18 protein-coding genes are annotated in these 25,725 nt (G+C 51.0%); 7 read left to right on the plus strand and 11 right to left on the minus strand.

From position 1 onward, the window contains the following. Positions 1-3: 3 nt before the first annotated feature. The 5 genes from M0L20_RS15215 to M0L20_RS15235 all read right to left on the minus strand — a co-directional run bounded on the left by M0L20_RS15215 (position 4) and on the right by M0L20_RS15235 (position 6,355). Positions 4-2,520, minus strand: coding sequence for an ATP-dependent Clp protease ATP-binding subunit (locus M0L20_RS15215; protein WP_248477794.1), 2,517 nt, complete (start codon positions 2,518-2,520; stop codon positions 4-6). A 145-nt stretch (positions 2,521-2,665) separates the two neighbouring features. Further along, a complete protein-coding gene (locus tag M0L20_RS15220; protein ID WP_232561771.1) occupies positions 2,666-3,175 on the minus strand; it encodes a hypothetical protein in 510 nt (169 codons plus the stop codon). A gap of 17 nt (positions 3,176-3,192) precedes the next feature. Further along, positions 3,193-4,347: a caspase family protein gene (locus tag M0L20_RS15225; RefSeq protein WP_248477795.1), complete on the minus strand. Its 1,155-nt coding sequence runs from the start codon at positions 4,345-4,347 to the stop codon at positions 3,193-3,195. Positions 4,348-4,400: 53 nt separating this feature from the next. Continuing rightward, on the minus strand, positions 4,401-5,195 hold the full coding sequence (locus M0L20_RS15230) for a hypothetical protein (RefSeq protein WP_248477796.1): 795 nt from the start codon (positions 5,193-5,195) through the stop codon (positions 4,401-4,403). Between the two features lie 11 nt (positions 5,196-5,206). Beyond that, complete coding sequence (locus M0L20_RS15235; protein WP_232561774.1) at positions 5,207-6,355, minus strand: outer membrane protein assembly factor BamB family protein; 1,149 nt, start codon at positions 6,353-6,355, stop codon at positions 5,207-5,209. A 464-nt stretch (positions 6,356-6,819) separates the two neighbouring features. Between M0L20_RS15235 and M0L20_RS15240 the strand changes: the two genes are divergently transcribed. Next, positions 6,820-11,907 (plus strand): translocation/assembly module TamB domain-containing protein, encoded by a 5,088-nt coding sequence (locus M0L20_RS15240; RefSeq protein WP_248477797.1) that lies wholly within the window; start codon positions 6,820-6,822, stop codon positions 11,905-11,907. Positions 11,908-12,048: 141 nt separating this feature from the next. Beyond that, complete coding sequence (tamL, locus tag M0L20_RS15245; RefSeq protein WP_248477799.1) at positions 12,049-14,391, plus strand: translocation and assembly module lipoprotein TamL; 2,343 nt, start codon at positions 12,049-12,051, stop codon at positions 14,389-14,391. 29 nt (positions 14,392-14,420) lie between these two features. On the opposite strand, the gene M0L20_RS15250 is transcribed toward tamL, so the two are convergent. After that, positions 14,421-15,134 (minus strand): arylesterase, encoded by a 714-nt coding sequence (locus M0L20_RS15250; protein WP_248477800.1) that lies wholly within the window; start codon positions 15,132-15,134, stop codon positions 14,421-14,423. Positions 15,135-15,231: 97 nt separating this feature from the next. Between M0L20_RS15250 and M0L20_RS15255 the strand changes: the two genes are divergently transcribed. After that, positions 15,232-15,933, plus strand: coding sequence for an ABC transporter ATP-binding protein (locus tag M0L20_RS15255; protein ID WP_232561778.1), 702 nt, complete (start codon positions 15,232-15,234; stop codon positions 15,931-15,933). A 50-nt stretch (positions 15,934-15,983) separates the two neighbouring features. Beyond that, entirely contained in the window at positions 15,984-18,485 is a 2,502-nt protein-coding gene (locus tag M0L20_RS15260) for an ABC transporter permease (protein WP_248478090.1), read from the plus strand. Between the two features lie 42 nt (positions 18,486-18,527). Here the strand turns inward: M0L20_RS15260 and M0L20_RS15265 are convergent, their stop codons facing one another. Further along, a complete protein-coding gene (locus tag M0L20_RS15265) occupies positions 18,528-19,280 on the minus strand; it encodes an SDR family NAD(P)-dependent oxidoreductase (RefSeq protein ID WP_248477801.1) in 753 nt (250 codons plus the stop codon). Between the two features lie 255 nt (positions 19,281-19,535). On the opposite strand from M0L20_RS15265, the gene M0L20_RS15270 reads away from it, so the two are divergent. From M0L20_RS15270 to M0L20_RS15280, 3 genes are all read left to right on the plus strand, one after another. Further along, complete coding sequence (locus M0L20_RS15270; RefSeq protein ID WP_232561780.1) at positions 19,536-20,222, plus strand: class I SAM-dependent methyltransferase; 687 nt, start codon at positions 19,536-19,538, stop codon at positions 20,220-20,222. A gap of 172 nt (positions 20,223-20,394) precedes the next feature. After that, positions 20,395-20,664 carry an ArsR/SmtB family transcription factor gene (locus tag M0L20_RS15275; protein WP_232561781.1) on the plus strand — a complete coding sequence of 90 codons (270 nt, stop codon included), beginning with the start codon at positions 20,395-20,397 and terminating at the stop codon, positions 20,662-20,664. A gap of 96 nt (positions 20,665-20,760) precedes the next feature. Continuing rightward, entirely contained in the window at positions 20,761-21,855 is a 1,095-nt protein-coding gene (locus tag M0L20_RS15280) for an alkene reductase (protein WP_248477802.1), read from the plus strand. A gap of 76 nt (positions 21,856-21,931) precedes the next feature. Here M0L20_RS15280 and purQ read toward each other — a convergent pair whose 3' ends face one another. The 4 genes from purQ to M0L20_RS15300 form a co-directional block, all read right to left on the minus strand. Then, positions 21,932-22,621, minus strand: coding sequence for a phosphoribosylformylglycinamidine synthase subunit PurQ (gene purQ / locus M0L20_RS15285; RefSeq protein WP_248477803.1), 690 nt, complete (start codon positions 22,619-22,621; stop codon positions 21,932-21,934). Between the two features lie 89 nt (positions 22,622-22,710). Next, on the minus strand, positions 22,711-23,634 hold the full coding sequence (locus M0L20_RS15290; RefSeq protein ID WP_248477804.1) for a bifunctional metallophosphatase/5'-nucleotidase: 924 nt from the start codon (positions 23,632-23,634) through the stop codon (positions 22,711-22,713). Then, positions 23,612-24,355 (minus strand): 5'-nucleotidase C-terminal domain-containing protein, encoded by a 744-nt coding sequence (locus M0L20_RS15295; protein ID WP_232561785.1) that lies wholly within the window; start codon positions 24,353-24,355, stop codon positions 23,612-23,614. The genes M0L20_RS15290 and M0L20_RS15295 overlap by 23 nt, the downstream gene beginning before the upstream one ends. Before the next feature lie 90 nt (positions 24,356-24,445). Beyond that, complete coding sequence (locus tag M0L20_RS15300) at positions 24,446-25,591, minus strand: hypothetical protein (RefSeq protein WP_248477805.1); 1,146 nt, start codon at positions 25,589-25,591, stop codon at positions 24,446-24,448. Positions 25,592-25,725 lie beyond the last annotated feature (134 nt).

Consider the following 25,725-nt stretch of genomic DNA (forward strand, 5'->3'; position numbering starts at 1 on the left):
CGTTTATTGCCGTTGAAAATTGACCTCGCCCTCTTCGCCCATGGCTACTTTGAGCGTACTTCCTTTTCCGATCTCACCCGAAACAATCATGCGGGAGAGTGGTCGGCGCAGTCGATTGCGGATAACACCCCGTAGCGGACGCGCTCCGTATTTAGGGGTATAGCCTTCAAGCGCGAGTTGCCTTCGTACCGAATCGTCAATCGTTAACGTAATTCCTTGTTTGCTGAGCAGTGTTAACAGCGGTTTCAACTGAATAGTGAAAATGCTTACGATGGCATCCTCGGTAATCGGCTGAAACGGAATGATTTCGGTGAGTCTTCCCAGAAATTCGGGCCGGAAATAGCGGCCCATGATTTCCAGCAGATCGTTGGAGGCTGCGATTTCACCCTTCGCGGCTTTTTCCACCACGTAGTCGGAGCCGATGTTGGACGTGAACAGGATAATGGCGTTGGAAAAGTCGCCCTCGCGGCCGAGCCGGTCGTGGAGCATCCCTTCGTCCAGAATTTGCAGGAAAAGGTCGAATACCGACGGGTGGGCTTTTTCGATCTCATCGAACAGCACTACGGCAAAAGGTTGCTGTCGGATCTTCGTCACCAGGAGACCACCATTTTCGTAGCCGACGTAGCCCGGTGGAGCGCCATAAAGCAAGGCTGCCGAGTGTTCTTCCTTGAACTCCGACATATCGAATCGGATCAGCGCCCGTTCGTCGTTGAACAGAAAATCAGCCATCGATTTTGCCAGTTCGGTTTTACCCGTTCCGGTTGGACCCGAGAAGAAAAACGATCCGATTGGCTGGCCGGGCCTACTCAAGCCTGACCGGTTTTCCAGAATAGCGTCGGCAATAATTTTCACGGCATGATCCTGACCAACAACCCGCTGTTTCAGGTGTTCGTCCAACGCCAGTAGTTTGTCGCGCTCTTTTGACTGAATTTTACCAAGTGGAATGCCCGTTCGGCTAGCGACTACGGCGGCTACTTCGGTTGGCTCCACTTGGTTCCGGACCTGGTCCCCGAGCGTTTCGAGCGTTGTCAGCACATTCAGTAAATGATCGGATAAAGCGTCGGGCAGTTCAAAGGCTTCGGTGTGTAATTGTTCCTCGACCTGCCCCAGCAATACAGGGCTCAAACGATTCCTCAACTGACGTTCAAGCCAGCGAACGCTATCCATATACGTTAAAGGTTCGGCGCTGCTTTCCTGCTCCTGAATTTGGGTAAGTTCGGTGCGTAGCCGATTGATTTCGGGTCGAGTTGTTTCAGTGGCCATTTTCATCGCGGCCATCGTGCGGTCGATTAGATCAATGGCGGCATCGGGCAGTCGGCGGTCTTTCAGATAGCGTTTCGCCAACCGTACCGTTTCGGCTACGGTCGTATCGGCTACTCCGATTTGATGGTGCTTCTCAAATAGAGGCAGAACGGTCTGTACCATCCGGGTAGCGGTGATCTCGTCGGGTTCGTCAACGGCTAAAACTTCAAACCGGCGGCTGAAGGCTTCATCTTTTTCCAGGTACTTTCGGTACTCGTCGTTTGTCGTAGCACCGATGAGGGTCAGTTCGCCACGCGCCAGTTCAGGCTTCAACAGGTTAACCGTTCCGGCGGCTCCGCCATTAGGGTCAAGTAACAAATGAATTTCATCGATGAACAGGAGCGCTCGGTCAAACTGTTTCAGATCAGCGAGAATGCCTTTGAGCCGATCTTCAATTTCACCTTTGTAGGACGCTCCGGCAATCAGCGAACCCATATCCAGTTGAAACAACTGCGCATTTTTGAGATGAGGAGGCACATGGCCGGCCACAATCTGCTGCGCCAATCCTTCGACTAGTGCCGTTTTGCCAACACCGGGTTCGCCCGTGATAATCACGTTCGGTTTGAGCCGTCGCCCCAGAATCTCGATCATCTGCCGAGTTTCCCGATCCCTGCCGACGATAGGGTCAAGTTTGCCTTCACGCGCGGAAGCGGTACGGTCAACGCAGAATTTAAAAAGCGTTTTGCCCGTGTTCGCCGGGGTACTTTCATTTGGTGTGGTTCGCCCATTACTCGTTGTTGCTGCGTTGCTACCGCCGGTTTGCCCGCTGATTGCCTGCTGAAAACTAACCGCTGCAATGGCTTTTTCCAGGAGCTGATTTTCAGTAAGCGGAAAGGATTTGAGTTGATCCCTGGTAAACGCCAGGTCGGGCTTGCACAAGGCAATCAGTACGGCCACTGGCGTCAGTTCATTTTCACCGAGTTTCATTCGAACGACGTCGGCTACTTCCATCAAAGTGCGTACCTGTTTGTCGCCGGTAGGGTCTTCAACCGGGCGGGCCGACTTCGGATAGGTTTCGATTCTGATGTCGGCCCAGTCGCGTAAGTAGGGTACGTCAATATCCCATAACACCAGTTGCGAGGCAAGGCCAACATCGTTATGCAGCAAACCGGCCAGTAAGTGCCCCGGCGAGAATGTCTGGTGCTGATACTCACGGGCAATGGCCTGTGCAATACCAACCGCTCGTCTTAATTCGTCAGTGTAGGCAAGGGTTATCATAGATGAAAACTGTGAAAAGACGCCAGGAATGGACGAGATGAGTTAATGCCGTGTGGCTAGTGGATACGCGTCGAGATGCTTACTATCCTGCGTCTGTTTGGTTAGTCGTCGAAAAGGCAACCGCAGGAAACAGGCTTTCCTTTTTTCATTTATTAAAGGTCACCCACGTCAGGGTAATAGATAGGTCCGTCCCAAGTTTATCAACCCGAAATACCCCGTACCGGCCTTCGTTGGTTCGAAAAGCCAGAACGCTACCCGTTTTTATCGGCGTACTGGAGTCGGTGGCAATTGAATTGTCTGAATAGGTCAGTCGCCTTATCGTTGCATACAACGTAGCCGACGGGTTCGACAGGACAGACTGATCCAGCGTAGTGATCGCGTACTGAGCACCGTTATGCGGGTAAAGTTCTGCGTGCGAGGTTCTGCCAACCTGCTCGACATTCCAGTAAAAATCGGCCGGTGATGAGCCATCTGCCAGTGTCTCACCCCCATCCAGATCATACCCTTTCAGACCAGGAATCAATACCTGTCCTTTCGAAAAAACGGCACTGGTGCCACTGTCGGTGGTTTTGACAGTCTTTGGTTCCAGGTTCCACTGCGAACAGGCCGATAGCAGGTAGCTTAACCCGAATACGAATAGCCATACGATTCTCATAGCACGACGAGGTTAGTTTATTTCCGCTGGAAGTAGAAGTCGCCGGTCAGTGAGGTTGATTCCCACGGCACTTGCTTTCTATCCGATTGCCGGACCACTTCGGATCGTACCTGCTGAAAAAGCTGGATGATAGTCTGGTTTGGCGTTTGCAACGCTTTCAGCAAGGCGGCTGTGTATAAACCGTTTCGACCATTCCCATCCGCAGCCGTTTTTCCAGGGGCAGTGGCGTAGGCAATCACGGAACCGATGGGCGCGTCCATACTGGCCAGACCTGTGTTGTCGCCCCCCCGGCTCCAGCTCCGATCCAGCGGGTTATTCCGACAGGCATCCAGCACCACAATGTTGGTACGGGTACGGGCGTCTTCCATCTTGGTCAGAATACGATTGGCGTCAATGCATTCGTACTCAATCTCGTTCTTGCTTTCGGGTTGCGCATCCGTCGGCACCAGATAATTATTGCCGTTATTCTGAACGCCATGACCGGCGTAGTAAAACAGCCCAACCTGATAATCGCGCAGCTTCTCCCCGAAGTTATTGATGGCCTGGCGCATGCTTTTGTTGTTCAGATTGGCAAACTGAAGGACTTCGAAGCCCAGCTTTTTCAAGGCCGTCGCTACATCATTGGCGTCGTTGACGGGATTGGTCAATTTATTCGATCCAACATAGTCCGAATTGCCAATGACCAGCGCCAGCCGCTTTTCCAATACCAGCACAGGCGGTTTTTTGTAGATTACGGTCAGATTGGAGGTTACTTCCCCGCCACCGTTCAGGTAAGCAGTCAGGCGAAGTTTGTTTTCGCCTTCATTTAGCTGAACCGTCTGATTAAACACCTGCTGACAATCTTTATCGCGCTCAACTTTAAGGTCGCGGACTTGTGTCTGCACTTTGTCGTTCAACAGCAGGCTGTAGCGCAAAACCGGTTTGGCGGAAGTAATGCAGGCTTTGGCAATAAAAGTCGGTGCCGATACGGTCTGATCAGCTTCAATATCACTTGTCCAGTCAATGCGTGATACTACCGTCTGGGCCGGGGTCGCGGGAAAGAAAGAAGTCGTGTTCAGATGCGTAGCTGGACTTTGAAACGTCATCACCGATTTTGATCCCGAGGGTGTAGGCTGCGCCAATAGGAAACGAACGGACAGACAGCCACCGATAATTAATAAAAACGTTTTCATACGGAACGACTTGACTTAGGATTGAAACGCTTCAGGAATAGGAGAGGGTGAAATCAAAACGTATGGCGTACACCGACACCCGTTATTCGATTGTCTGACTGAATGAGCAGCGACGTGCGAGCTGGCTTTGGCTTAGCAACGAAGGTGTAGATAACGTTGGCAACGGCAACCGCAACAGCGGCTCCGGCAACAATCGTAAAGGTGGACTTCTTTTTGTTGACGTTGTCTCTCAGTTCGTTGAAGCGCTGAAGGTCGGCGGCATCTTCGGCGTAGGCCTTGCTGTTGTATTCGTCTACATCTTTGTTGATGCCAAGCGCCAGTACAGTTGCGTAGCCCGCTAAACCAGCCGTGGCAACCCAACCAATGATCGGCAGTGGCGATTTTCTGCGTACAACGCTCCCCGGCTCAGCAATTCGATCCGTAGTGGGTTTGGGTCGGTCTGGTTCAAGCACCGGGGTTGATTTGGCGGAGGAGGGAGCCGCAGCGGTTGAGGCCGGACTAGCTACGGTTACCAGCCGGGCTACGCGCAACAGCACTTTTACTTCCTCATCAATTCGGGCGTTGTCCCGAACCACATCCCAGGCAATGAGTTTGTTCTTACCCGCTTTGATGGATTTACCGACATCACCGTTGACGCTGATTGGGCGAATGATGCGTCCCGAAGCCGTTTCGAGTTCAACATAAATTGAATCATCGGGTGAAACCTGCGGAAGCTCGTATTCGATAACGACTTTGCGTACCGTCGGCTCGGTGCGTAAGCGGACACCGTTGATCGACGTTTGTGCCTGACCCAACTGACTTGTCAGGAACAGGGCAAGCGAAAAAAGAAGTGAATAAATGAGTTTCATGAGTTTACTGGTTAATTAATGATTCCGCTAATGGTTGGGTACTCCCCAACAACAGCGCCGTTGCTGAGAATCAGAGGAGTAGCGTATATCTGGTCGCCGGTCGCAAACTCCCATTTTTTAGCGCCCGTCGCGGCATCCAAACAGTACATCTTACCGTCGTTACTGCCGATGTAGACCAAACCGTTTGCCACGACCGGACTGGCATACACTTCGTTATTGGTGGCAAATTCCCAGCGCTTGGCTCCGTTCGTGGCGTCAAAGGCGTACACTTTGTTGTCGCCACTGCCCACATAAACCAGCCCGTTGCTGTAGGCTGGGCTCCCCCCCACGAAGTTGCCTGTTTTGGCCGTTGTCCATAAGATCGTACCGGTTGCCGTACCCACCGCGTATAGTTTGAAATCGTCGGTGCCTACGTAGACGGTACTACCGACCACCAGCGGGCAGGAATTAACTTTATCGCCCAGTGTAGCTACCCATTTCTGTTTGCCCGACGTTGCCTCGATGGCATACAGTTTTTTGTCGCTGCTACCAATGTAAACAGTGCCGCTGACCACGGTCGGACTGGACAGAATGATGCTTCCCGTCTTAAATGTCCACAGCGTTGATCCATCGGTCTTGAGCGCGTACACTCTGGTATCGCTGGAGCCAACGAAAAGAACACCGTTGCTGATGGCTGGACTGGAAATGATTTTGTCGCCTGCTGTAACCTGCCATTTTTGGGTTCCCGTAGCCGCATCAATGGCGAAAAAACGCTTATCGTCATTGCCGATGTACAGGACGCCATTGTCGATAACCGGACTACTTTCGAACCGATCCGCTGCCGCCTGTCTGGACCATTTTCTGGCTCCCGTTGCGGCATCAATAGCGTACAGATACGCGTCGAATCCGCCTACGTAAACGGTTCCGTTGTAAAAAGCCGCACTGGTATTGACGGTGCCACCGTTTGTAATAAATTCCCAGTATTTGGTGCCCGTTGCAGCATCCAGCGCGTAAACCTTTTTGTCTTTGCTACCGAAAATGACCAGTGAAGAAGGCAGTGGCGACGAAGGTTGAGTCGAGGTATCGCTTTGGATCGTTTTGGGTTCTAAATTCCACTTTGAGCACCCCGCCAGCAACAAACTGACTAAAAAAGTCGTAATGAGTATAGAGTATCGTACCATGCGAATAGATTTTGAAGCGAAATTCGGTTTGTAGCCAACGCTCGACGGCTCGTTGATTCGATGCGTGAGCAGTGGTTTTCACGGCGAATCAATACCGGTAAGCTGTATAGACCGTATTACGTCAGGGAATCGGTTGATAAGGCGTATACAGCACGTCAGTCGGCCAGTCGATGGGTTAGTCGGCATGGACGCTGTGCATGGAAACACAGATTTGTAAAATAGTGTGAAGGTCGACCGGCAAGGAAGCCACGGGTTGCGTTCGCTTTATTCGGACGGATGCGAAAACAAGGGAGATTATTTGGTTGATGTAGTATAAATGAAGAAAATATGTTGATGACGTTCAATAGCTTTCCGGTTGAATTGCCAACATATTTCGCCGTATGCTGGTTATGGAGGCATAATTTTTGTCCTAATTTGTAATAGGATCGGCTTCCTACCGGCCGAAAACTCAAGATTCACGACGAATGTCAGTGTCAAAAACGCTTGTCCGTGTTTTGATTGGGTTGCTTGCTCTTATCTTGTTGATAGCGGGGTTTGTCGTGCTTGTGGCGACTACACCCTGGGGGCAGCAATTCGTGACGAAACAGGTAAATTCTTATTTGTCCCAAAAACTACAATCGCCTTTCCGCATTGGGCGAATCGGTTATTCTATACCTGACTGGATCGAACTCGACGATGTATTCTTCAAAACCCCCCAGGGCGATACACTGCTGAATGGCGGACGCATGCGCGTTGACCTCGACATGTGGGGCTTACTCAACAATAAAGTAGCCATCAATCAAATCGAACTAGAGCGGGTTCAGGTAAACATCAGCCGGACATTACCTGATACGGTTTTCAATTTTCAGTACATCGTCAACGCCTTTACTTCGCCCGGTCCTGCCACGCCCGTTGATTCGACGGCTAAGCCAATGGACATCAACCTGACAGGGATTACGCTTAAAGATGTTCGCATCAAATACCATGACGATGTGGTGGGGGCCGATGTCAATGCCTATGTTGACAGCCTACGAGCCAATTTCGATAAGACGGACATTAATAAATCACAGTATCATCTGTCCGATGTGATGGCTGATGGGCTGAACGTTTATACTCGTTTGTACGAAGGATTGCCAACGCCCCCCAGTCCGCCTAGCGACCCTAGTGACTCGCTGGACATTGGCCTGGGAAAATGGCAGGTGAATCGGGCTAAGTGGGATGTTCGGGTGGAGACCGCCGATTTCCGTACCCAGGGTAGCATCGGCAAACTGGCGATGGAAACAAACTATTTTTACCTGAACGGATCGAAAATAGGCATCAAGTCGCTGGATCTGGCAAACGCCGATATTGCGGCTGTACTAACGAAGCCAGCTAGTAAAACGGCGGCAGCCAGCGCACCAGCATCAACAACCGCATCAACTTCGGGCGAACCGGGCTGGCAGGCAAACCTAACGAATGTTCGTTTCGCCAATAACCGCATTCGCTTCGACGACGAAACCGCGCCCCGACAAAAACAAGGCCTTGATTACGGACACCTCGATCTGCAAAATCTGGGCATCGACGGAAAATTTCTGAGCTATGCGGACTTGGGAAAGCGCGGGCAGCGTGTCAGCGGTCAGCTTCGCAACGGGCGTTTTCGGTCAACGAGCGGGTTTGTGCTGCAAAGTCTGAACGGTGACGTACTTTACAGCGATACGACAACGACGGTGAACAGGCTGTTTGTTCAGACCCCAAGCTCTGTCATTCGGGATCAGCTTGTGTTGCGTTATGATTCATTAGGACAGTTAAGCGATCCTCGTTTTGCCAAACGGGTTGGTGTTCGGATCAATTTGCGTCAGAGTCGGCTGTCGGTGGATGATGTTCTGCAACTGGCCCCGTTCCTGGCCGATACACCACCGTTTGCCGGTAACCGGGGTGGGGTTTTCCGAGCCAATGCTCAGGCGGTGGGTACATTGGCCGCGCTAAATATACCCCGTCTTGAATTCGATATGCTGTCCGGTACGCGGATCGTTGCCAGCGGTCGGCTTACAAACGTGACTGACCCCGAACGGCTGGGAGTAGACGTAACGGTCAAAGAAGCGACGACACGACTCGCCGACATCAACAAGCTGGCTCCCAAAGGGTCAATTCCGTCGTCTATCGCGTTGCCATCCGATCTTCGGCTGACGGGACAGTTGAAAGGGCAATTGAATAACCTTATTCTGGACGCCAAATTAAACACAAGCTGGGGAACGGCTGCTTTTGACGGGCAACTGGCTGGCTTCGTGACGGGCAAAAACCAGACCTACAAAGGAACGCTCAACCTGAACGATTTCGATGCCGGGAAGTGGCTTAAGCAGGAAGGAACCGTTGGCAAAATAACGGGCCGGGCTACCGTTGACGGACGAGGAATTGACGTAAACACGCTGACGACTCGCTTTGACCTGGACGTGCAATCGGCTGATCTAAACGGGTATCAGTACCAGAATCTGGACGCGTCGGGTAGCTTGGCGAATGGAACACTCGATATCAACGGTGCTCTGAAAGACCCGAACGCCAACCTGAAACTCGACGCAAGAGTTGGTTTAAAGGGTGATTTTCCGAGTATAGTCGGCGAAACCGTTATCAACGAGTTGAACTTGCAAAAACTTAAACTCTATCAGGACCCATTGTCCCTCAAAGGACGGATCGTGATGGATATGGCGTCGGTTGACCCGGCTAAACCGGTCGGTACCATTTCAGCAAACGACGCAGTGCTGACCTTGCAAGGTAAAAACTACCCTGTCGATTCGCTTTACGCCCGGCTGACGGCGAATGGCAACGATAAAGGAGTAGTTGCTCAACTGCCGGGCGCGAGGCTGACGATGAATGGTCAATTTGAGTACACCCAACTTTACGACATTATTGCCGGCGAGGTAAGCAAATATATTGCGTTGCCCGCTTTAAAATACAAAACGATTCCTCCACCTTATGCCTTCACCATCAACATGAAGGCCTACCAGAACCCGCTTTTCCAAGCCTTCGTGCCTGAGTTGACGCGGCTGGATACGGTCCGGCTGAACGCTTATCTGGACAATACCCGAGACACTACCCTGTCAGCAACCCTCCGAACGGGCGTTATTGTCTACGATACAACGACCGTGAGAGGAAGCACAATGACGCTCCGGGGCATCGACAATCAGCTAAGGGTTAACGGACGAATCGACGGTATTTTGTACGATGGGTTGAATATTCGGGAGACGGATCTGTCGGGTGTTGCTGCCAACAATCAGTTACGTTTTTCGGTCGTCAACAAGGATTCAATTAACCAGGATCTGCACGGGGTGGCGGGGACGCTCAGCATTGTGGATTCTAGTTATCGATTCAGGTTTGCGCCGAACGGTCTGCTAACCAATTACCAGCGATGGCAAACCGACACAAGTGGATTTGCGCAGTATGGCAATAATGGCGTACTGGTCAACAACCTGCACATTGAAACCGATCAGCAATCGCTCGAAATAAACAGTACGGAGCAGTACGCCAATGCGCCGATCCGGGTAACGGCGCGTGCTATAGAAATTGCGAATCTAGCAAGGTTGGCGAATCAGGATACAACCTTGGCCGCTGGACAACTCAACGGAACAGTGGTTGTACGCGATTACATGGGCGAAGACAACAACTTGTCGTTCTTGGGGTCTGTCTACGTGGATAGCTTGCAGGTTATGCAGAAACCTATCGGTGATCTGACCGCCCGTTTCCGGAATAATTCCGATGGACGAATCAGCGTAAACACGACCCTTGCCGGACCTTACAACGACGCTACCGTTACGGGTTTCTACAACCCAACGGATGCCAAGCAGGCACTGGATCTAGCCATCAACCTGAACCGGCTGGATGCCCGTACGATTGAAGCGTTTAGCTTCGGTGAGTTACGGCAAGCCCGAGGAAAATTGACCGGTAGTTTCAGCGTAGCCGGGTCTACCGATAATCCAAAGATGGATGGTAGCGTAGCATTTGATTCGGTGGCTTTTAATATCAAACAGATCAACGCTACGTATCGGATCGATCAGGAAAAGCTGGCCTTTTCCGGGCAGACCATTACGCTGAATGACTTCAATGTGCGGGACACGCTTGGGCGAACGCTGACAACGGACGGCACCGTTGTGTTGAAAAATCTGCCTGATGCGAGCTATAATCTACGTGTTCGCGCGGCTAATTTTCAGGTCTTGAATGCCGCTCGGAAAGACAACGATTATGCGTACGGGCAGGCTGCTATCAGCGCTGATCTACGAATTAAAGGCGTAGGAGCAAGTCCATCGATCAATGGCACCGTTCGTTTGGAAGACGACAGTAAAATAGCCATTGTGCTACCCGATGAGACGACCGACGTAACAGAGTCCAGTAAGATTGTCACGTTCATTAATCACAATGATTCGTTAGCCATCGCGAAGTATTTATATAAGCCAAAACCCGATACAGCAGCAACAACCCCACGTCTTCAATTTGAACAGCTTAGCAACGCGACCATATCGCTTGATCTGGAGGCCGATGAAAAGTCGGAGTTGACCATCGTTGTGGATGAGTTGAACGGTGATTACCTGCGCGCACGCGGTAACGCCCGGCTCAATGTAGGCATGAATGCCGCCGGTGAGTTAACCGTATTGGGGCGTTATGACGTGACGGAGGGAGAATATTCAATGACTTACGAAGTGCTGAAGCGGCAGTTTCAGATTCAAAAAGGGGGGTATATCCAGTTCACCGGCGATCCGCTCAAAGCTGATATCAACATTACAGCTATCTACCAGGTATCGACCTCGCCAGCTGATTTAATTGGTAACGAATCAACAACCGTCAACGCAACAACGGCTAACCGAAAATTGCCGTTTAACGTCGCGTTGACGATGAGCAATAATCTGGCGGCACCAAAGCTGGATTTCGATATCCGGTTACCGGAAGTTGAAGACGGAAACAGCGCAGCCGCTTCAAGCGAATTCGGTACTACTATCGAAAATAAGTTGAAAACGTTGCGTCAGGATCAATCGCAAATGAATAAGCAGGTATTTGCTCTGCTAATCCTGAACCGGTTTTTGCCTGAAAACACGTCCGATTTCTTTTCCGGATCGGGTAATGGTGGGCTAGATACGCAAGCAGAAGGAATCGCCCGGAGTAGTGTTAGCAAACTTATTTCGGACCAACTGGGGCGATTGGCATCTAACGTTCTGAAAGGTTTCGACGTTGACTTTAACTTACTATCACAAACGGGGAGTGCGAACACGGGCGGAACGACTAATGGAGCGCGTACTGATCTGAACATTGGTGTGTCGCGAAGCTTTCTGGAAGGACGGCTGACGGTTTCGGTTGGCCGGAACTTTGTCCTAGAAAACGCGGCTAACAGTGCCACACGCAATCCTAATGAAGTCTTTGATAACGTATCGTTGAATTACAACCTTACCCGCGATGGGCGATATGTGTTACGCGGCTATCGTCGTAACGATTATCAGGCTGTGCTCGATGGTTACATCATTGAAACAGGAGTTGGGTTTATTATTACCGTGGATTACAACGTCCTGGCTGATATCCTGCGTCGTCGGTCGCCCGGTCCGACGCTGAATTAATTTATTATGGCCTATTTATTCAACGTATTTGTTAGCTGGTTGACGTACACAAACCTTTCGGCAAAAAGAGTTGTCAGGTTTGAGCATGATAGTATCAGGCGAGAAAAAAACAAACACGTATCAACTTCGACCGAAGGTGCTTTGGCAGCTACTCGTTCGACACCCGTTGTTCTTTGCGTTGGTATCGTTATAACCTTTCTGCTTAACGCCTGTAATGTTGGCAAACACTTACCCGTCAAGGAGCGGCTTTATGCGGGAACGGATATTGTAATAAAAGCCGATTCGACCGTTTCAAAAGATGAACAGAGCGCTATTCAGGAGCAATTGGCGACACTCGCTCGTCCTAAGCCCAATAGTCAACTGTTTGGGTTTCCCTATAAAGTTGCGTTGTATTATTTATTTGGTGAACCTAAAAAACCGAAAGGTTTTCGTTCGTGGTTTCGGCGAAAGTTTGGGCAGGAGCCGGTATTAGCCAGTGCCAAAGCGATCTCGTCGAATATACCCAACTGGGAAGCTACGCTACAAAACCAGGGGTACTTTGGGTCGGAGGTAACCGGCGAGTTGAAAGAAAGTGGGTATAAAGCACGTGGCGTTTATGAGGTTGATATAAAACCCCGTTTCTACATTGACTCTGTGGCTTTTTTAGTCGATTCAACGCCCGTTCGAAAAGCGCTCAACGCAGCGTTTCGCCGGACGATTATCAAAAAAGGCGATCCATATAACTTCGACAATATCAAGCTAGAGCGTGAACGTATTAGTCAAGCCATTAAGCAGCGAGGTTTTTATTACTTTCTGCCTGACTATGTATCAATTCTGGCTGATAATGATTCTTCCATTCATCGGACAAGGCTTTATTTTGCCATCAAGCCTGACATGCCGGAGGCCGCCGGGGTACCGTACTCCATCCGAAATGTATTTATCTACCCGAACTATAACCTCTCGACAGCCCGGCAGGACACTAATGTTCGGCGTTCGTATCAGTCGGATGATCAGTTTCGCATCGTAGATTCAACGCACCGTTTTGATGATCGGCTTTTCCGCGATATTGTGGCGGTAAAACCAGGTCGTAAGTACAGTAGCCGGGTGCAAGATCTGACGCTCTCCCGGTTTATCAATCTGGGAGCATTCAAGTTTGTGCGTAACCGATTTGAGCCCGACCAACAGGGCGATTCGGCAGTGCTGGATGTTCATTATTATTTAACGCCCTATCCGACAAAATCTGTCCGGTTAGAGATAGATGGCACATCGCGTTCCAACAATTTTAACGGTACGCAGGCTATAATTAGTTGGCGAAACCGGAATTACTTTAAAAGAGCTGAGTTATTAACGATCAATGCTAACGCCGGTATTGAGTTTCAAGTAGGTGGAGGTGAGCAAAGCATAACGAACTATCGGTATGGGATTGACGCTATTCTAAGTTTCCCTCGCCTGGTTAGCCCAGTACGATTTCGGTATGACCAAAGGCAAGCGTTGCCGAAGACCAACATCACAGTAGGCTATCAGGTCATTCGTCGAGGGGGGTTGTATGCTCTTAATTCGCTGCAAACGACATTTGGGTACGCCTGGCGGCAAAACCAGCAGGTTGAACATGTGTTTCAGCCATTTAACATAGCCTATGTCCGGCCATCCAACATTACTACCGCCTTTATTGACTCAGCAATTAGTAACCCCTTTGTATTTCGCCAACTGGTATTAATCAGAAGGTCGGAACAGTTGATTCTGAGTACGCTGTATTCGTTTAACTATAATTCTTCTCCTCGTTCAAATTCGCCAACCACCTTCCGGCTGACAGCCAATGTAGAACCTTCGGGTAACCTTGCGAATTTATTTTTCAACAAGCGAGATGAAAACGGTGATAAGGTAATTTTTGGCGTTCCTTTCGCACAGTTCATTCGGGTCGACCTTGACGCTCGTCTGTACCACCGAGTAACAAAAAACGTGACTTGGGCGAATCGCATTTTTGCTGGTCTTGGTGCTACCTACGGAAATTCGAAGGACATGCCATTGCCGTTAACAAAGCAGTACTTTGTTGGTGGCCCAAACAGTATACGCGCTTTTAGAGCAAGGGCTATTGGACCCGGTTTGTTTACACGAGACACGCTCCGAGAAGTCCAATTATTTCAAGACGGTGGGGGAGACATCCGACTTGAAGCAAATACGGAGATACGAGCTAAATTCAATAAATACATTGAGGGAGCCGTTTTTGTGGACGCTGGAAACGTATGGACGTATTCAGATATAGGTACGTTCGGACCAGAAGCAAAATTCAGCCCGGATTTCTATAAGCAGATTGCTATCGGTACGGGCGTTGGTTTACGCATCGATTTGTCGTACTTCCTGATTCGCTTCGATCTGGCGACACCCCTCCGAAAACCGTATAAAACCGAAGGTAGCGAATGGGTAATCAACCAGATCAATTTTAGAGATTCAGCCTGGCGAAAGCAAAATCTGGTGTTCAACATCGCCGTGGGCTATCCGTTCTAGTGTAGTAACGCGGTAACTACATCACCCCATTATCTCAAGACAGGGCGTAAAATGTTCCAGACCGTGTTAGCGACAATTTTGTGACCAGCGGGCGTGGGATGAATGCCATCGGGCTGATTAAGTTTGGCTATACCGCCAACCCCTTCAAGCAGAAAGGGAATTAATACAAGTTTATTTTTGTCGGCCAATTCCTTGTACAACCCTCTGAATTCACGAGTGTATGCCGTACCGAGATTAGGAGGGATCTGCATGCCCGCCAGCACAATGGTCGCCTGTGGACTTTTCTGACGGACGGTGTCGATAATCGCTTGCAGGTTCTGGCGCGTAGTCTTCAGCGGAATACCACGCAGCCCATCGTTGCCGCCCAATTCGAGCACGAACACCGAAACCGGCTGACGCATTACCCAACTGATACGGCTTTTTCCTCCGGCTGTCGTCTCACCACTAAGTCCGGCGTTAACCACCTGATAAGCCAGACCCGCCGAGTCAATCTTTTGACCCACCAGGGCTGGAAATGCCTGCGACGGCTCAACGCCGTATCCTGCCGTCAGACTGTTGCCGTAAAACAGGATAATTGGCTTTTTCGTGGCTGTCGCTTTCGGCGCTTCTCGTTCGTTTTGGGTGTCCGAGGAGGCAGTTGACTCCTTTTTCTGGTCAGATGAGCCACACGCCCACGCCGTTAAGAGCAGCATCAGGCCGCTTATCACAGAATATAACGATTGGCTACTGCGGAAGAACTTCATTAGTAGAATGTCAGTTTGGTAAAATACGGGCTTACAAAAAGCAGAGCGTTTTTGACTCTGTTCATCAATCAAAGTTGCAGCAAGCGTTTTTTGTTCCATGAGCATTCTCCACGTCGAAAATCTTACCAAAACATACCAGAGCGGAGGCCGGGAGCTAACGGTTCTGCACAGCGTCAACTTCACTCTCGAACCGGGTGATACTTTTTCCATTGTTGGGCCGTCGGGTAGCGGTAAAACGACACTGCTAGGGTTATGTGCGGGCCTGGATCGGGCTTCGTCAGGCAGCGTTTACCTTAACGATATTCGGCTGGATACGTTGTCGGAAGACCAGCGGGCGGCTATTCGTAACCAGTACGTTGGCTTTATTTTTCAGAATTTCCAGCTTCTACCTACGCTTACGGCCCTTGAAAACGTCATGGTGCCGCTTGAACTGCGCGGTGAAAAAGGAGCGCAGAAAACAGCTCAAAGTCTGTTGGAACGGGTCGGTTTAGGTCAACGGGGGCATCATTACCCGACGCAGCTATCCGGCGGTGAACAGCAGCGGGTTTCACTGGCGCGTGCGTTCGCCAATCGACCAAAACTATTATTCGCCGATGAACCAACCGGCAATCTGGACGCTGATACCAGCGCAACGGTGGTTGATCTGCTTTTCGAACTCAACCGGGAAGCGGGTACGACGCTCGTTCTGGTTACCCACGATCTGGAACTGGCCGCCCGAACGCAACGGGTCATTCGCATCAAAGGCGGTACGGTGGTATCGGATTCGTTGCAGTTGGCGAATGGACGATTGAGCCAATAAGTAAAACAGGCACCTTATTTATGAAAACTCCATTTTCCTGGCTCTTTCGCATGGCCTGGCGCGATAGTCGTCGGAGTCGCCAGCGATTGCTGCTGTTTATGTCGGCTATTGTGCTGGGGATTGCCGCGCTGGTGGCTATCAATTCGTTTGGCGATAACCTGGCCCGTAGTATCGACGATCAGGCGCGTGAACTGCTGGGTGCTGACCTGACACTCTCCTGGACGCGTCCGCCCTCCGCCAAAACGCAACAACTGGCGAAGACCCTCGGCCGAGACCGTGCTTACGAAGTTTCGTTTGCGTCGCTGGTGTCGATTCCCCGGACGGGTGGGGTGCGGTTGGCGCAGGTGAAAGGGTTGCAGGGCAATTTCCCGTACTACGGAGCCTGGGAGGTAGAACCTGTTTCGGCCATTCAGTCATTTCGGAGCGCCCAGAGTCGGGTCGCGCTGGTGGACGATGGTTTGTTGGTTCAGTTAGGAGCACAACTCGGTGATTCGGTCCGGGTCGGAAATCTGTCTTTTGTGATTGCCGGACGGGTTACTAAGACACCCGGTCAGGCGGCCATTGCGGCTACCGTGGCACCGACCGTATTTATTCCCAATCAGTTTCTGGCTAGCACCGGCTTGTTGCAGCGCGGTAGCCGGATCGCTTACAAATACTACTACAGGTTTGCGCCCGGCACGGACGTTGCCGCTTCGATAAAAAAATACGAAACCCGCTTTGAAAAAGAAGGCGTCAATACCGACACCGTTGCCGACCGCCAACGCCAAACGGGGCGATCCTTTGCGGATCTGACCAAGTACATGAGTCTGGTAGCTTTCGTCGCTTTGCTGCTGGGCTGCGTCGGTGTCGCCAGTGCGGTACAATTGTACGTTAAGGAAAAAATTGCGTCAGTAGCAATCCTGAGAACGCTAGGAGCCAGCGGTCGGCAGGCGCTGTTGATCTATTTAGTGCAGACAGCCCTGATGGGTTTAATCGGCGCTACCGTTGGCGCTTTGATTGGTTCAGTCGTTCAACTGGTCTTGCCGCAGGTGTTTGGACGTTTTTTGCCAATTACGGTCGAAACAACGTTATCGGCTCCGGCTATTTTGGGCGGTATTGGAACAGGGCTGCTTATCTCCGTGCTCTTTGCGCTGCTACCCCTGCTGGCCATTCGGAACGTGGCTCCCCTGCGAACGCTTCGGACTAACTACGAAGACGATCTGAACGGGCGTGATCCGTGGCGGTGGCTTGTCTATGTGCTGGTCCTCGGTTTCATCGTGGGATTTGCTTACTGGCAGACGAAAAATCTACAACTGGCGCTTGGCTTTACCGCTGGGCTGACGTTAGCATTTGGTGTTCTGACCGCGCTGGGGCTGGGATTGATCTGGCTGGTGCGCCGGTTTTTCCCTGCGTCCTGGAGCTTCGTCTGGCGGCAGAGTCTGGCGAATCTATACCGACCCAACAACCAGACGCTTATTCTGGTGACGGCCATCGGTTTGGGCGCGTTCCTGATCGCGACGCTTTACCTGACGCAGGGGCTGCTGCTGAGTCGGGTTGAATTGTCCGGTAGCGGTAATCAGCCCAACATGGTTCTGTTCGATATTCAGAATGAACAGGTTGCGGGTGTCCGGTCGCTGGTTCAACAGCAGAAGCTACCCGTTTTGCAGGACGTGCCGGTCGTAACCATGCGGCTGAACGATGTAAACGGCAAATCGCCCGCGACTAGTCCGAAAGATACGAGCCTGAAAATGCCGAGTTGGGCTTTTACGCGTGAATACCGGGTGACCTATCGCGATACGCTGATCGCATCCGAGAAGCAGGTCGCCGGGAAAGCACCTTATCAGGCCGACGGCAACGTGTACATCTCGATGGAAAAAGCGTTTCTCGATCGTCTGCATCTAAAGCTCGGCGATACGTTAAATTTCAATGTCCAGGGTACGCTTATTCCGGCTATCGTCGGGGGAACACGAGAAATCGAATGGAACCGCGTCCAGACTAATTTTCTGGTGGTGTTTCCGTCGGGTGTGCTGGAGCAGGCCCCGCAGTTTCACGTTTTGATGACCCGCGTTCCTAATAACCAGACATCCGCTATCCTGCAACGAAATCTGGTCAGTCAGTTTCCGAACGTATCGGCGATTGATCTGGGGCTGATTCTGAAAACGGTAGACGAAATTCTCGATCAGATTTCGTTCGTGATTCAGTTTATGGCGCTTTTCAGTATTCTGACTGGCTTGCTGGTACTGGGTAGTTCGGTCATCATCAGCAAATACCAGCGGTTACGTGAGAGCGTTTTGTTGCGGACGCTGGGCGCTAGCCGGAATCAGATTTTGCGAATTACAGCGCTTGAATACGGCTTGCTGGGTCTGTTGGCGGCTTTGTCGGGGATTTTGTTATCCGTCGTTGGGACATGGGCACTGGCGCGATTCGTATTTGAAGTGCCGTACCGACCAAACGCGGTACCGCTGGCCATTGTCGCCATCGTTGTGACAGTCCTGACCGTGCTGATTGGCTTGTTTAATAGTCGCGATGTGCTGGTTCGTCCACCACTGGATGTGCTGCGGTCCGAAGCGTAAATAAACCGGTGGCAACGTTCGAACGTTGCCACCGTGTTACGATTAGTGCGCCAGATAACCGCCATCGACCGGGTAGTACGATCCCGTCACGAACGACGCTTTGTCGGACGATAACCAAATAACCAACTCCGCTACTTCTTCGGCCTTTCCGAGTCGGCCAATCGGGTGAAGGCTGATCAATTGCTGACGAGCCTCATCGGGTAAGGCCGAGAGGAGGGGCGTATCGATATAAGCCGGACCTACCGCATTAACGCGTATGCCTTGTTGAGCGTATTCAAGGGCCGCCGTTTTGGTAAGACCGACAACAGCGTGTTTAGCCGCGACGTAGCCGGGTGAGTTAGGCGTACCAACCTGACCCAGAATCGACGCCATATTGACAATGCTACCTCCGCCTTGTTTCAGCATCTGGGCTATCTGGTACTTCAGGCAGAAAAAGACGCTGTTCAGGTTTATGTTGATGATCTTTTGCCAGCCTTCCAGGCTATAATCCGCCGTCGTGCTTAGCTCACCGCCGATACCCGCGTTGTTGCAGGCAATATCTAGCTTGCCGTACCGATTCACCGTTTCATGAACGAGTCGTTCGCATTCGACTGGGTCACCGACATCGGCTAGTACAAAATGGCTTTTCACGTCCATCCCTTTGATTTGCTCGACAACGACCTGCCCTTTCTCAGCATCCAGATCGGAGACAAGAACATTTGCGCCATGCTGGGCATACAAAAGAGCAACCGCCTTTCCAATCCCCGAAGCGGCCCCGGTAACGAGTGCCGTTTTTCCTGCTAATGAATGTTCCATAACTGTAGGTATTTCTTTTAAAAACGCATCCGTCCATAAATGGTTACGGTAACATTGCCCTCCGCGAGGCAACTGCTGGCCGGACCGCGCACCGACGTATAAGAACAGACTTAATACGGCTTCGGTGATTTTCCGCTATCGACTACGGGATACTACGCATTGTGCAAAAGCCGTGAATCCGCGCTAAAAGTACGCTGGTACAGTGCCGAACTTTGTCCCATCGAAAATTCACTAAACACCGTCTCCTCTTTTATCATGGAAAAAGCATTCTGGTTCAACTCCTGGGAATTGGAAGGACATTACACCAGCTTTCACCGGAAAGATATTCACCCGTACGCCATCAAATACCTGCCTCCCTTTGCTTTGGAAGGGCAGACGGTATTCGTACCGCTTTGCGGCAAGTCACTAGACTTGCTGTATTTCAGCCGGTTTGCAACCCGCGTTATTGGCGTCGAAATCGTTGAAAAAGCGATCATTCAGTTTTTTGAAGAAAATCAGTTAGCGTATCGGCAAATCGGTAGTCGGTTCGTGTCGGGTAACATCACCATCCTTTGCCGTGATTTCTTCTCGCTCAATCGCGAAGATGTAGGTGCATTCGATATTGTCTATGACCGGGCGTCGCTGGTTGCGCTGCCACCTGCCATGCGGATGCGGTATCTGCAAACGCTGGAATGGCTGACGCCCGTAGGTACGCTAAGTCTCTTGAATACCCTCGAATATGGACCGATATTGCCAAGTCCACCATTTAGTATAGCACCTGCTGACGTAGTGGGATACTTCCCGAATTATGCCATCGATCATGTCGAGAGTCCGACCCTGCCAAACCACGGCATGGTAAAGAAATTCAATCTGTCTTATTTGAAAGAGCACGGATTTATGATGCGTAAATTGTATGACTCGCCCGTGCTGATCGATATTGACGAGGTAATGCAGATGGCGTAGGTAGGGCAGGCTCATAAGATAGTCTCCCGATATAGTTTTGAAGCCTATATCGGGAGACTACCGGCTAAAAGCGGGAAGCGCTACAGTGCCGTTTCACCGAATCGAGGCACCTAGTTCGTCTAGAATTTGTTAGCTTTGTTGAGAACGGCGCTATAAAGCGGTGCCCGAATGCATGGACAATCGGTTTGTTGAAAAAGCTACTGGTGCTATCGCCGATAAATATCGGTTAGCCATTTTAATGGAACTCTCGAACAAAGGAAGCCTTACGTCGTCCGATGTTCAGGAGTTGACCGGCTTGTCACAGCCCTGCGTATCGCATCACGTCAAACTATTGACCGACAGTGGCTTAGTCAATGCCCAGAAAGAAGGGCGTAATGTCCACCTAACCCTTAATAAAGAATCGCTGCAACAGCTATCGGGGTTCTTCGATAAGCTGGTCTAAATTTTTATTTCAATACATTCAAACTTTTAAATATTTGATTGTGTTTCTTGCCCGTACATTCACTTCAAAATCCGTTTACGGCAACGTACAGTACTCATGGCACAGAAACTTTTCTCAGAAGCCAAACTTGGTAACCTGACGCTCCAGAACCACATCGTGATGGCACCGATGACGCGCAACCGGGCCACCGCCGATCATATACCCACCGACATTATGGCGACTTACTACGCGCAACGGGCGTCAGTTGGTCTGATCATTACCGAAGGTGTTGGCCCATCGCCCAATGGTGAAGGCTACGCCCGGATTCCGGGAATCCACAATGCCGCGCAAATCGCAGGCTGGAAAAAAGTAACGGAGGCTGTTCACGCCAAAGGTGGAAAAATCTTTGCGCAGATCATGCACACCGGACGCGTTAGTCACTCGATTCATTTGTCGGAAAATGCAGAAGTCGTAGCGCCATCGGCAGTAGCCGCGGCTGGCGAAATCTATACCGATACCGAAGGCATGAAGCCTTTCCCGACACCCCGCGCTCTGACGACGGAAGAAGTAAAGCAGACCGTTCAAGAATACGTAACGGCGGCTAAAAATGCCATCGAAGCGGGTTTTGACGGCGTTGAAATACACGGAGCCAACGGTTATCTGATCGATCAGTTTATCAGTCCGAATACAAACCAGCGGACCGATGAATACGGCGGCAGCTTCGAAAACCGGAGCCGTTTCCTGCTTGAAGTTGCCGAAGCAGCCGGACAAGCCATTGGACTGGATAAAGTAGGTGTTCGGGTGTCGCCTTACGGTGTTTTCAACGACATTAAGCCCTTCGACGACGTTGATCAAACATTCACCTACATTGCGCAGAAGTTAAACGAGATTGGTGTTGTTTATCTTCACCTTGTCGATCATACGTCGATGGGAGCGCCGATTGTACCCGATACGATTGTTAACGCGATTCGTGAAGCCTACAAAGGTACGTTGATCCTGAGCGGTGGATACGATGCCGAACGCGCTGAGACAGTGCTCGAAAGCGGTTTAGCTGATCTGGTAGCGTTTGGTCGGCCTTTGATCGCCAATCCTGATTTCGTTGAGCGTCTGCAAAGCGGTAGCGAATTGAATCAACCGGATTTTTCTACGTTCTACACGCCCGGTGAGAAAGGCTTCATCGATTATCCGGTCCTGGAAGAAGTGAACCGGTAATATTGACTATAAAAAAAAGACGAGGACCTGAGCAGCGATAAGCCACTCAGGTCCTCGTTTTATTATCGATCCGTTGTTAAACGGGAATTGTTCTTAGAATCTGCTCCAGAATCAGCCGACCGTCGGTGTTGCCAAGATTGGGGTCCGCAGCGCGTTCGGGGTGAGGCATCATGCCGAAAACGTTTTTGCCTTTGTTGGTAACGCCTGCAATATTTTCCAGACTACCATTCGGGTTAGCCGATTCGGTGATCACGCCCGCTTCGTCGCAATAACGGAACAGCACCTGATCGTTATCGTTCAACGCTTTGAGCGTGTCCGCGTCGGCAAAGAAACGACCATCGCCGTGGGCCATCGGTATTTTATACGCTTTACCCGAGTCAAGTCCTGCCGTCAACAAGGCGTCGGAAGATTGCGGTTTCAGGTAAATGTTTTTGCAGATATACTGCTGATTGGAATTCTGCAACAATACCCCCGGAACCAGGCGGGCTTCGGCCAAGATCTGGAAGCCATTGCAAATACCCATGAGGTAACCGCCCCGGTTGGCATGCGCAATAACTTCATTCATGATCGGCGAGAACCGCGCTACCGCACCCGTACGGAGGTAGTCGCCGTACGAAAAGCCACCGGGCAGAATGATAAAGTCGCAACCTTGCAGGTCGTGGTCTTTGTGCCAGAGCTTAACGACTTCCTGGTCCATCAGTTCCAGCGTATCGACGGCGTCCTGATCACAGTTAGAGCCGGGGAAAACAACAACGCCAAATTTCATAGAGATAACAGCGTGAAAGAGAGTGACAGCGAAAACTAACAAACGCTGGGTCGCTATTGACTAGTTCACTGGCCACAAAGATACGGAGTTTACTTTACTTCGACAGATTTTCCGGTGCTCGAAATGGCTTTTCCTTGCTCAAACGTTAAGTCAATCCGCCCGAGGTTGATTCCTGCGAACCCTACCTGATTGATCCAGACCGGCTGACCGTCCGGATTATTGACCGCTACCGGTGCATCCAGGAATGTATGCGTGTGTCCACCGATGATCAGGTCGATGTTGCGGGTTTTGGCCGCCAGCACGTTGTCGGAAACGGTCGCGTCGTCGTATTTGAAGCCTAGGTGCGACAGGCAGATTACGTAATCGCAGTGCTGTTCCGAACGTAATCTGGCGGCTGTATCGTTACCAAGTTCAATCGGGTCAAGGTACTTGGTTTCTTTGTAGGCATCTTTTGGTATTAATCCCTCCGGTTGAATGCCTAGCCCGAAAACGCCTACGCGTATGCCTTCTTTTTCGAAAACCCGGTACGGTTTTGTGCGACCATCCATGACCGTATTTTTGAAATCGTAGTTCGCGATCAGCAGCGGCCAACTGGCTTTTCCGAACTGTGTAACCATATTGTCAATACCCCCGTCGAAGTCGTGGTTACCGATGGTTCCGGCGTCATAGCCGAGTCTGTTCATGGCCAGCACTTCGGGTTCACCTTTGTACAGGTTAAAGTAGGGAGTTCCCTGAAAGACATCACCCGCGTCGAACAGCAACACGTTTTTTTGCTCCTGCCGGATCTGTTTGATCAGCGTGGCGCGACGGGCAATACCACCCTTACCCGCGTTACGACCACCATCCATCGGGAACGGATCGAGTCGGCTGTGTACGTCGTTTGTGTGCAGAATGGTTAGCGACGTTGCTTTGGCTTGGCCAACGGCCAGCGTGTCGGGCGCAACCGTACCGATCACGGCGGCTGTACCCAGGAATTTTAAGAACTGGCGTCTATTCGACGATAATGCGTCCATCAGAAACTGGATTAATAGGTTGTCCGGTTTTACCCAGTTGGCGGAAATGATCAATCAGGGCATCACGAACCAGGTAGCCGATATTTTCGCGTTTGACCGGATTCTTTAAGAAACCAGCGTCGTCGCCCCCGTTCGCTACGTAATCGCTCATGACGACCGTGTACGTTTCGTTGGGCTGTAGGGTTCTGCCGTTGACAAAGCTAACCGAACTCACCTGGCCTTCATGAATTTTAGCCCGTAAGCCACCCATCACCAACTCATTCTTCTGGGCGAAGTGGTTCATCATTTTCTGTAGCATGTCCCCCTTGAGCGTCAGGATAACGACCTGGTTGTCAAAAGGCATCACTTCAAAGATGGAGCCGGTAGTGATGTTGCCTTCGGGCAGATTGTTTCGGATGCCACCGTAATTCAGATGCGAACAGTCGAGAGGCTTGCCGTAGCGTTGGCTAGTCTGCTGGAGCAGGGCGTCGGTAAGCAGATCGTTGAGCGGAGCGTCGGGTTTGCCTTTTTCAATCCGTCCGGTCGAGTGAGCCAGCACTTCGTTCATCGACTTGTCGAGTCCCTGCCGATACGGTTTTAGAAAGTTTGTAACGCTGCTGTCGGGCCGAGCCGTGGTTGAGTCTACGCCAATGCGGTTGGCCGTGCGATTGGTAAGGTGATACCCGCCGGGATTACAGGCCCATAGACCTAGCAAGGCTAGTACCAGTACGTATTTTTTCATAATACCTGCAAGTTCGGAAAGTCTGGCCAATCGTGCGTTAACAAATGGTTAGAAACCACTAATTCGACGGCTATTAACAGAACGTATCGCTTATAACGTACTTGCTGGTAAGGGAATGACCGTTGGTTCGGGCCGATAACTTACCTTACGGATGTGGGTAAAGCCGCCCAGGCCAATTTGCAGGTTGATCAGGCTGCCGCAAAAAGGAGAAACTGACTGAACGGGGCTGACCGACAATTTGGTGCGCACAAACCAAAAACTGTCATCTGAATCGGTAGACTTTTGAGCGTTGCCGCCTAGCTTAAAGTCAAAAATAAGACCAGCTGTTGGCGCGTGATTCAGTAAGGAATAGCCCTTGTATCGTTCGTCGTTGCGGTCACGGGGCACCAGGTCGAGCAGGCGGTAACCAATGTAAGGTATAAACCGGCTACGGGGCGAATCGTAAACAATACGGCCTAGACCGATTTCAAGCAGCGATGGCTGGACACGCATGCCTTGTTCCCACGGCTGGTTCTGATGCACAAAAGCTTGGTTCAGCTTAGCGCTGTACAGGGTAGGGTGGAGCAGGAGCATGGTTCGGCGAAACGCAATGTCGATGCCTGCCTCAATACCAACGGGCGGGCTGATTGTTTCGGCGAGCTGACCGGTTGGTAAAGCGCCACCAACACCTAGAAATAGGCCGAAGCCAACTTTTGACGAGCGTAAAGTCGTTACCAGATCGGGCGTTTCATAAAGTCGCTGCACAACCTGCTTTTGCCAGCGTTGCAAAGCTTCCAGATCATCGCCCCCGCCCGTTTCGCCCCGAAAGCGGTTTACCTCAGAACCCAGTTCAGAATTGGTCAGGTATTCGATTTGTTTGGCTTGCTGCTTAAAATGGCGGTCAACCCGTAGGGCAATCAATTTCGCTTTCATTTGCCGGGCGTGCACCTCGACCAGATCAAACAAAACCTGATTATAAGCCAGCGTGCGGTCGTTTTTGGCCGTTTCTGAGACCCATGACAAACTGCGGAACATCAGGCAATACGCGTCGATAGCGGGTTCACTCCAAAGCGACGTAGGACGAACTTCGTAGCCGAGTTGATAATGAAAATCTGAACCGCCTAAACCCGGTTGCGTAGGCGAGCGAAAGTCCGCTAGTCGTAACCGTCGGGTGGCACTCCAGTGCAGCGTGTCAATCGTCGTCTGCGCCCAGACTAGCGCAGGCGATAGCAGCAGCACAACGAGCAGACGGTTCATAAAAAGATCTTGAAAGGTAGTGCGTAAAGGTACAAATAAAGCCGTATGGTGAAATTATTCCGGGCTCCGAACAATCAATACTACCCAATTTTACGCAAAAAAAGCGCGGCTCGTTGCAGAGACCGCGCTTTTTG

Origin of the sequence: Spirosoma liriopis (assembly GCF_023196085.1) — a bacterium.
Taxonomy (GTDB): Bacteria; Bacteroidota; Bacteroidia; order Cytophagales; family Spirosomataceae; genus Spirosoma; species Spirosoma oryzicola.

Coding starts and splice junctions, on each gene's coding strand:
- M0L20_RS15215 (WP_248477794.1), bottom strand. CDS start 2,520: ATGATAACCCTTGCCTACACTGACGAATTAAGACGAGCGGTTGGTATT.
- M0L20_RS15220 (WP_232561771.1), bottom strand. CDS start 3,175: ATGAGAATCGTATGGCTATTCGTATTCGGGTTAAGCTACCTGCTATCG.
- M0L20_RS15225 (WP_248477795.1), bottom strand. CDS start 4,347: ATGAAAACGTTTTTATTAATTATCGGTGGCTGTCTGTCCGTTCGTTTC.
- M0L20_RS15230 (WP_248477796.1), bottom strand. CDS start 5,195: ATGAAACTCATTTATTCACTTCTTTTTTCGCTTGCCCTGTTCCTGACA.
- M0L20_RS15235 (WP_232561774.1), bottom strand. CDS start 6,355: ATGGTACGATACTCTATACTCATTACGACTTTTTTAGTCAGTTTGTTG.
- M0L20_RS15240 (WP_248477797.1), top strand. CDS start 6,820: ATGTCAGTGTCAAAAACGCTTGTCCGTGTTTTGATTGGGTTGCTTGCT.
- M0L20_RS15250 (WP_248477800.1), bottom strand. CDS start 15,134: ATGAAGTTCTTCCGCAGTAGCCAATCGTTATATTCTGTGATAAGCGGC.
- M0L20_RS15255 (WP_232561778.1), top strand. CDS start 15,232: ATGAGCATTCTCCACGTCGAAAATCTTACCAAAACATACCAGAGCGGA.
- M0L20_RS15260 (WP_248478090.1), top strand. CDS start 15,984: ATGGCCTGGCGCGATAGTCGTCGGAGTCGCCAGCGATTGCTGCTGTTT.
- M0L20_RS15265 (WP_248477801.1), bottom strand. CDS start 19,280: ATGGAACATTCATTAGCAGGAAAAACGGCACTCGTTACCGGGGCCGCT.
- M0L20_RS15270 (WP_232561780.1), top strand. CDS start 19,536: ATGGAAAAAGCATTCTGGTTCAACTCCTGGGAATTGGAAGGACATTAC.
- M0L20_RS15275 (WP_232561781.1), top strand. CDS start 20,395: ATGGACAATCGGTTTGTTGAAAAAGCTACTGGTGCTATCGCCGATAAA.
- M0L20_RS15280 (WP_248477802.1), top strand. CDS start 20,761: ATGGCACAGAAACTTTTCTCAGAAGCCAAACTTGGTAACCTGACGCTC.
- purQ (WP_248477803.1), bottom strand. CDS start 22,621: ATGAAATTTGGCGTTGTTGTTTTCCCCGGCTCTAACTGTGATCAGGAC.
- M0L20_RS15290 (WP_248477804.1), bottom strand. CDS start 23,634: ATGGACGCATTATCGTCGAATAGACGCCAGTTCTTAAAATTCCTGGGT.
- M0L20_RS15295 (WP_232561785.1), bottom strand. CDS start 24,355: ATGAAAAAATACGTACTGGTACTAGCCTTGCTAGGTCTATGGGCCTGT.
- M0L20_RS15300 (WP_248477805.1), bottom strand. CDS start 25,591: ATGAACCGTCTGCTCGTTGTGCTGCTGCTATCGCCTGCGCTAGTCTGG.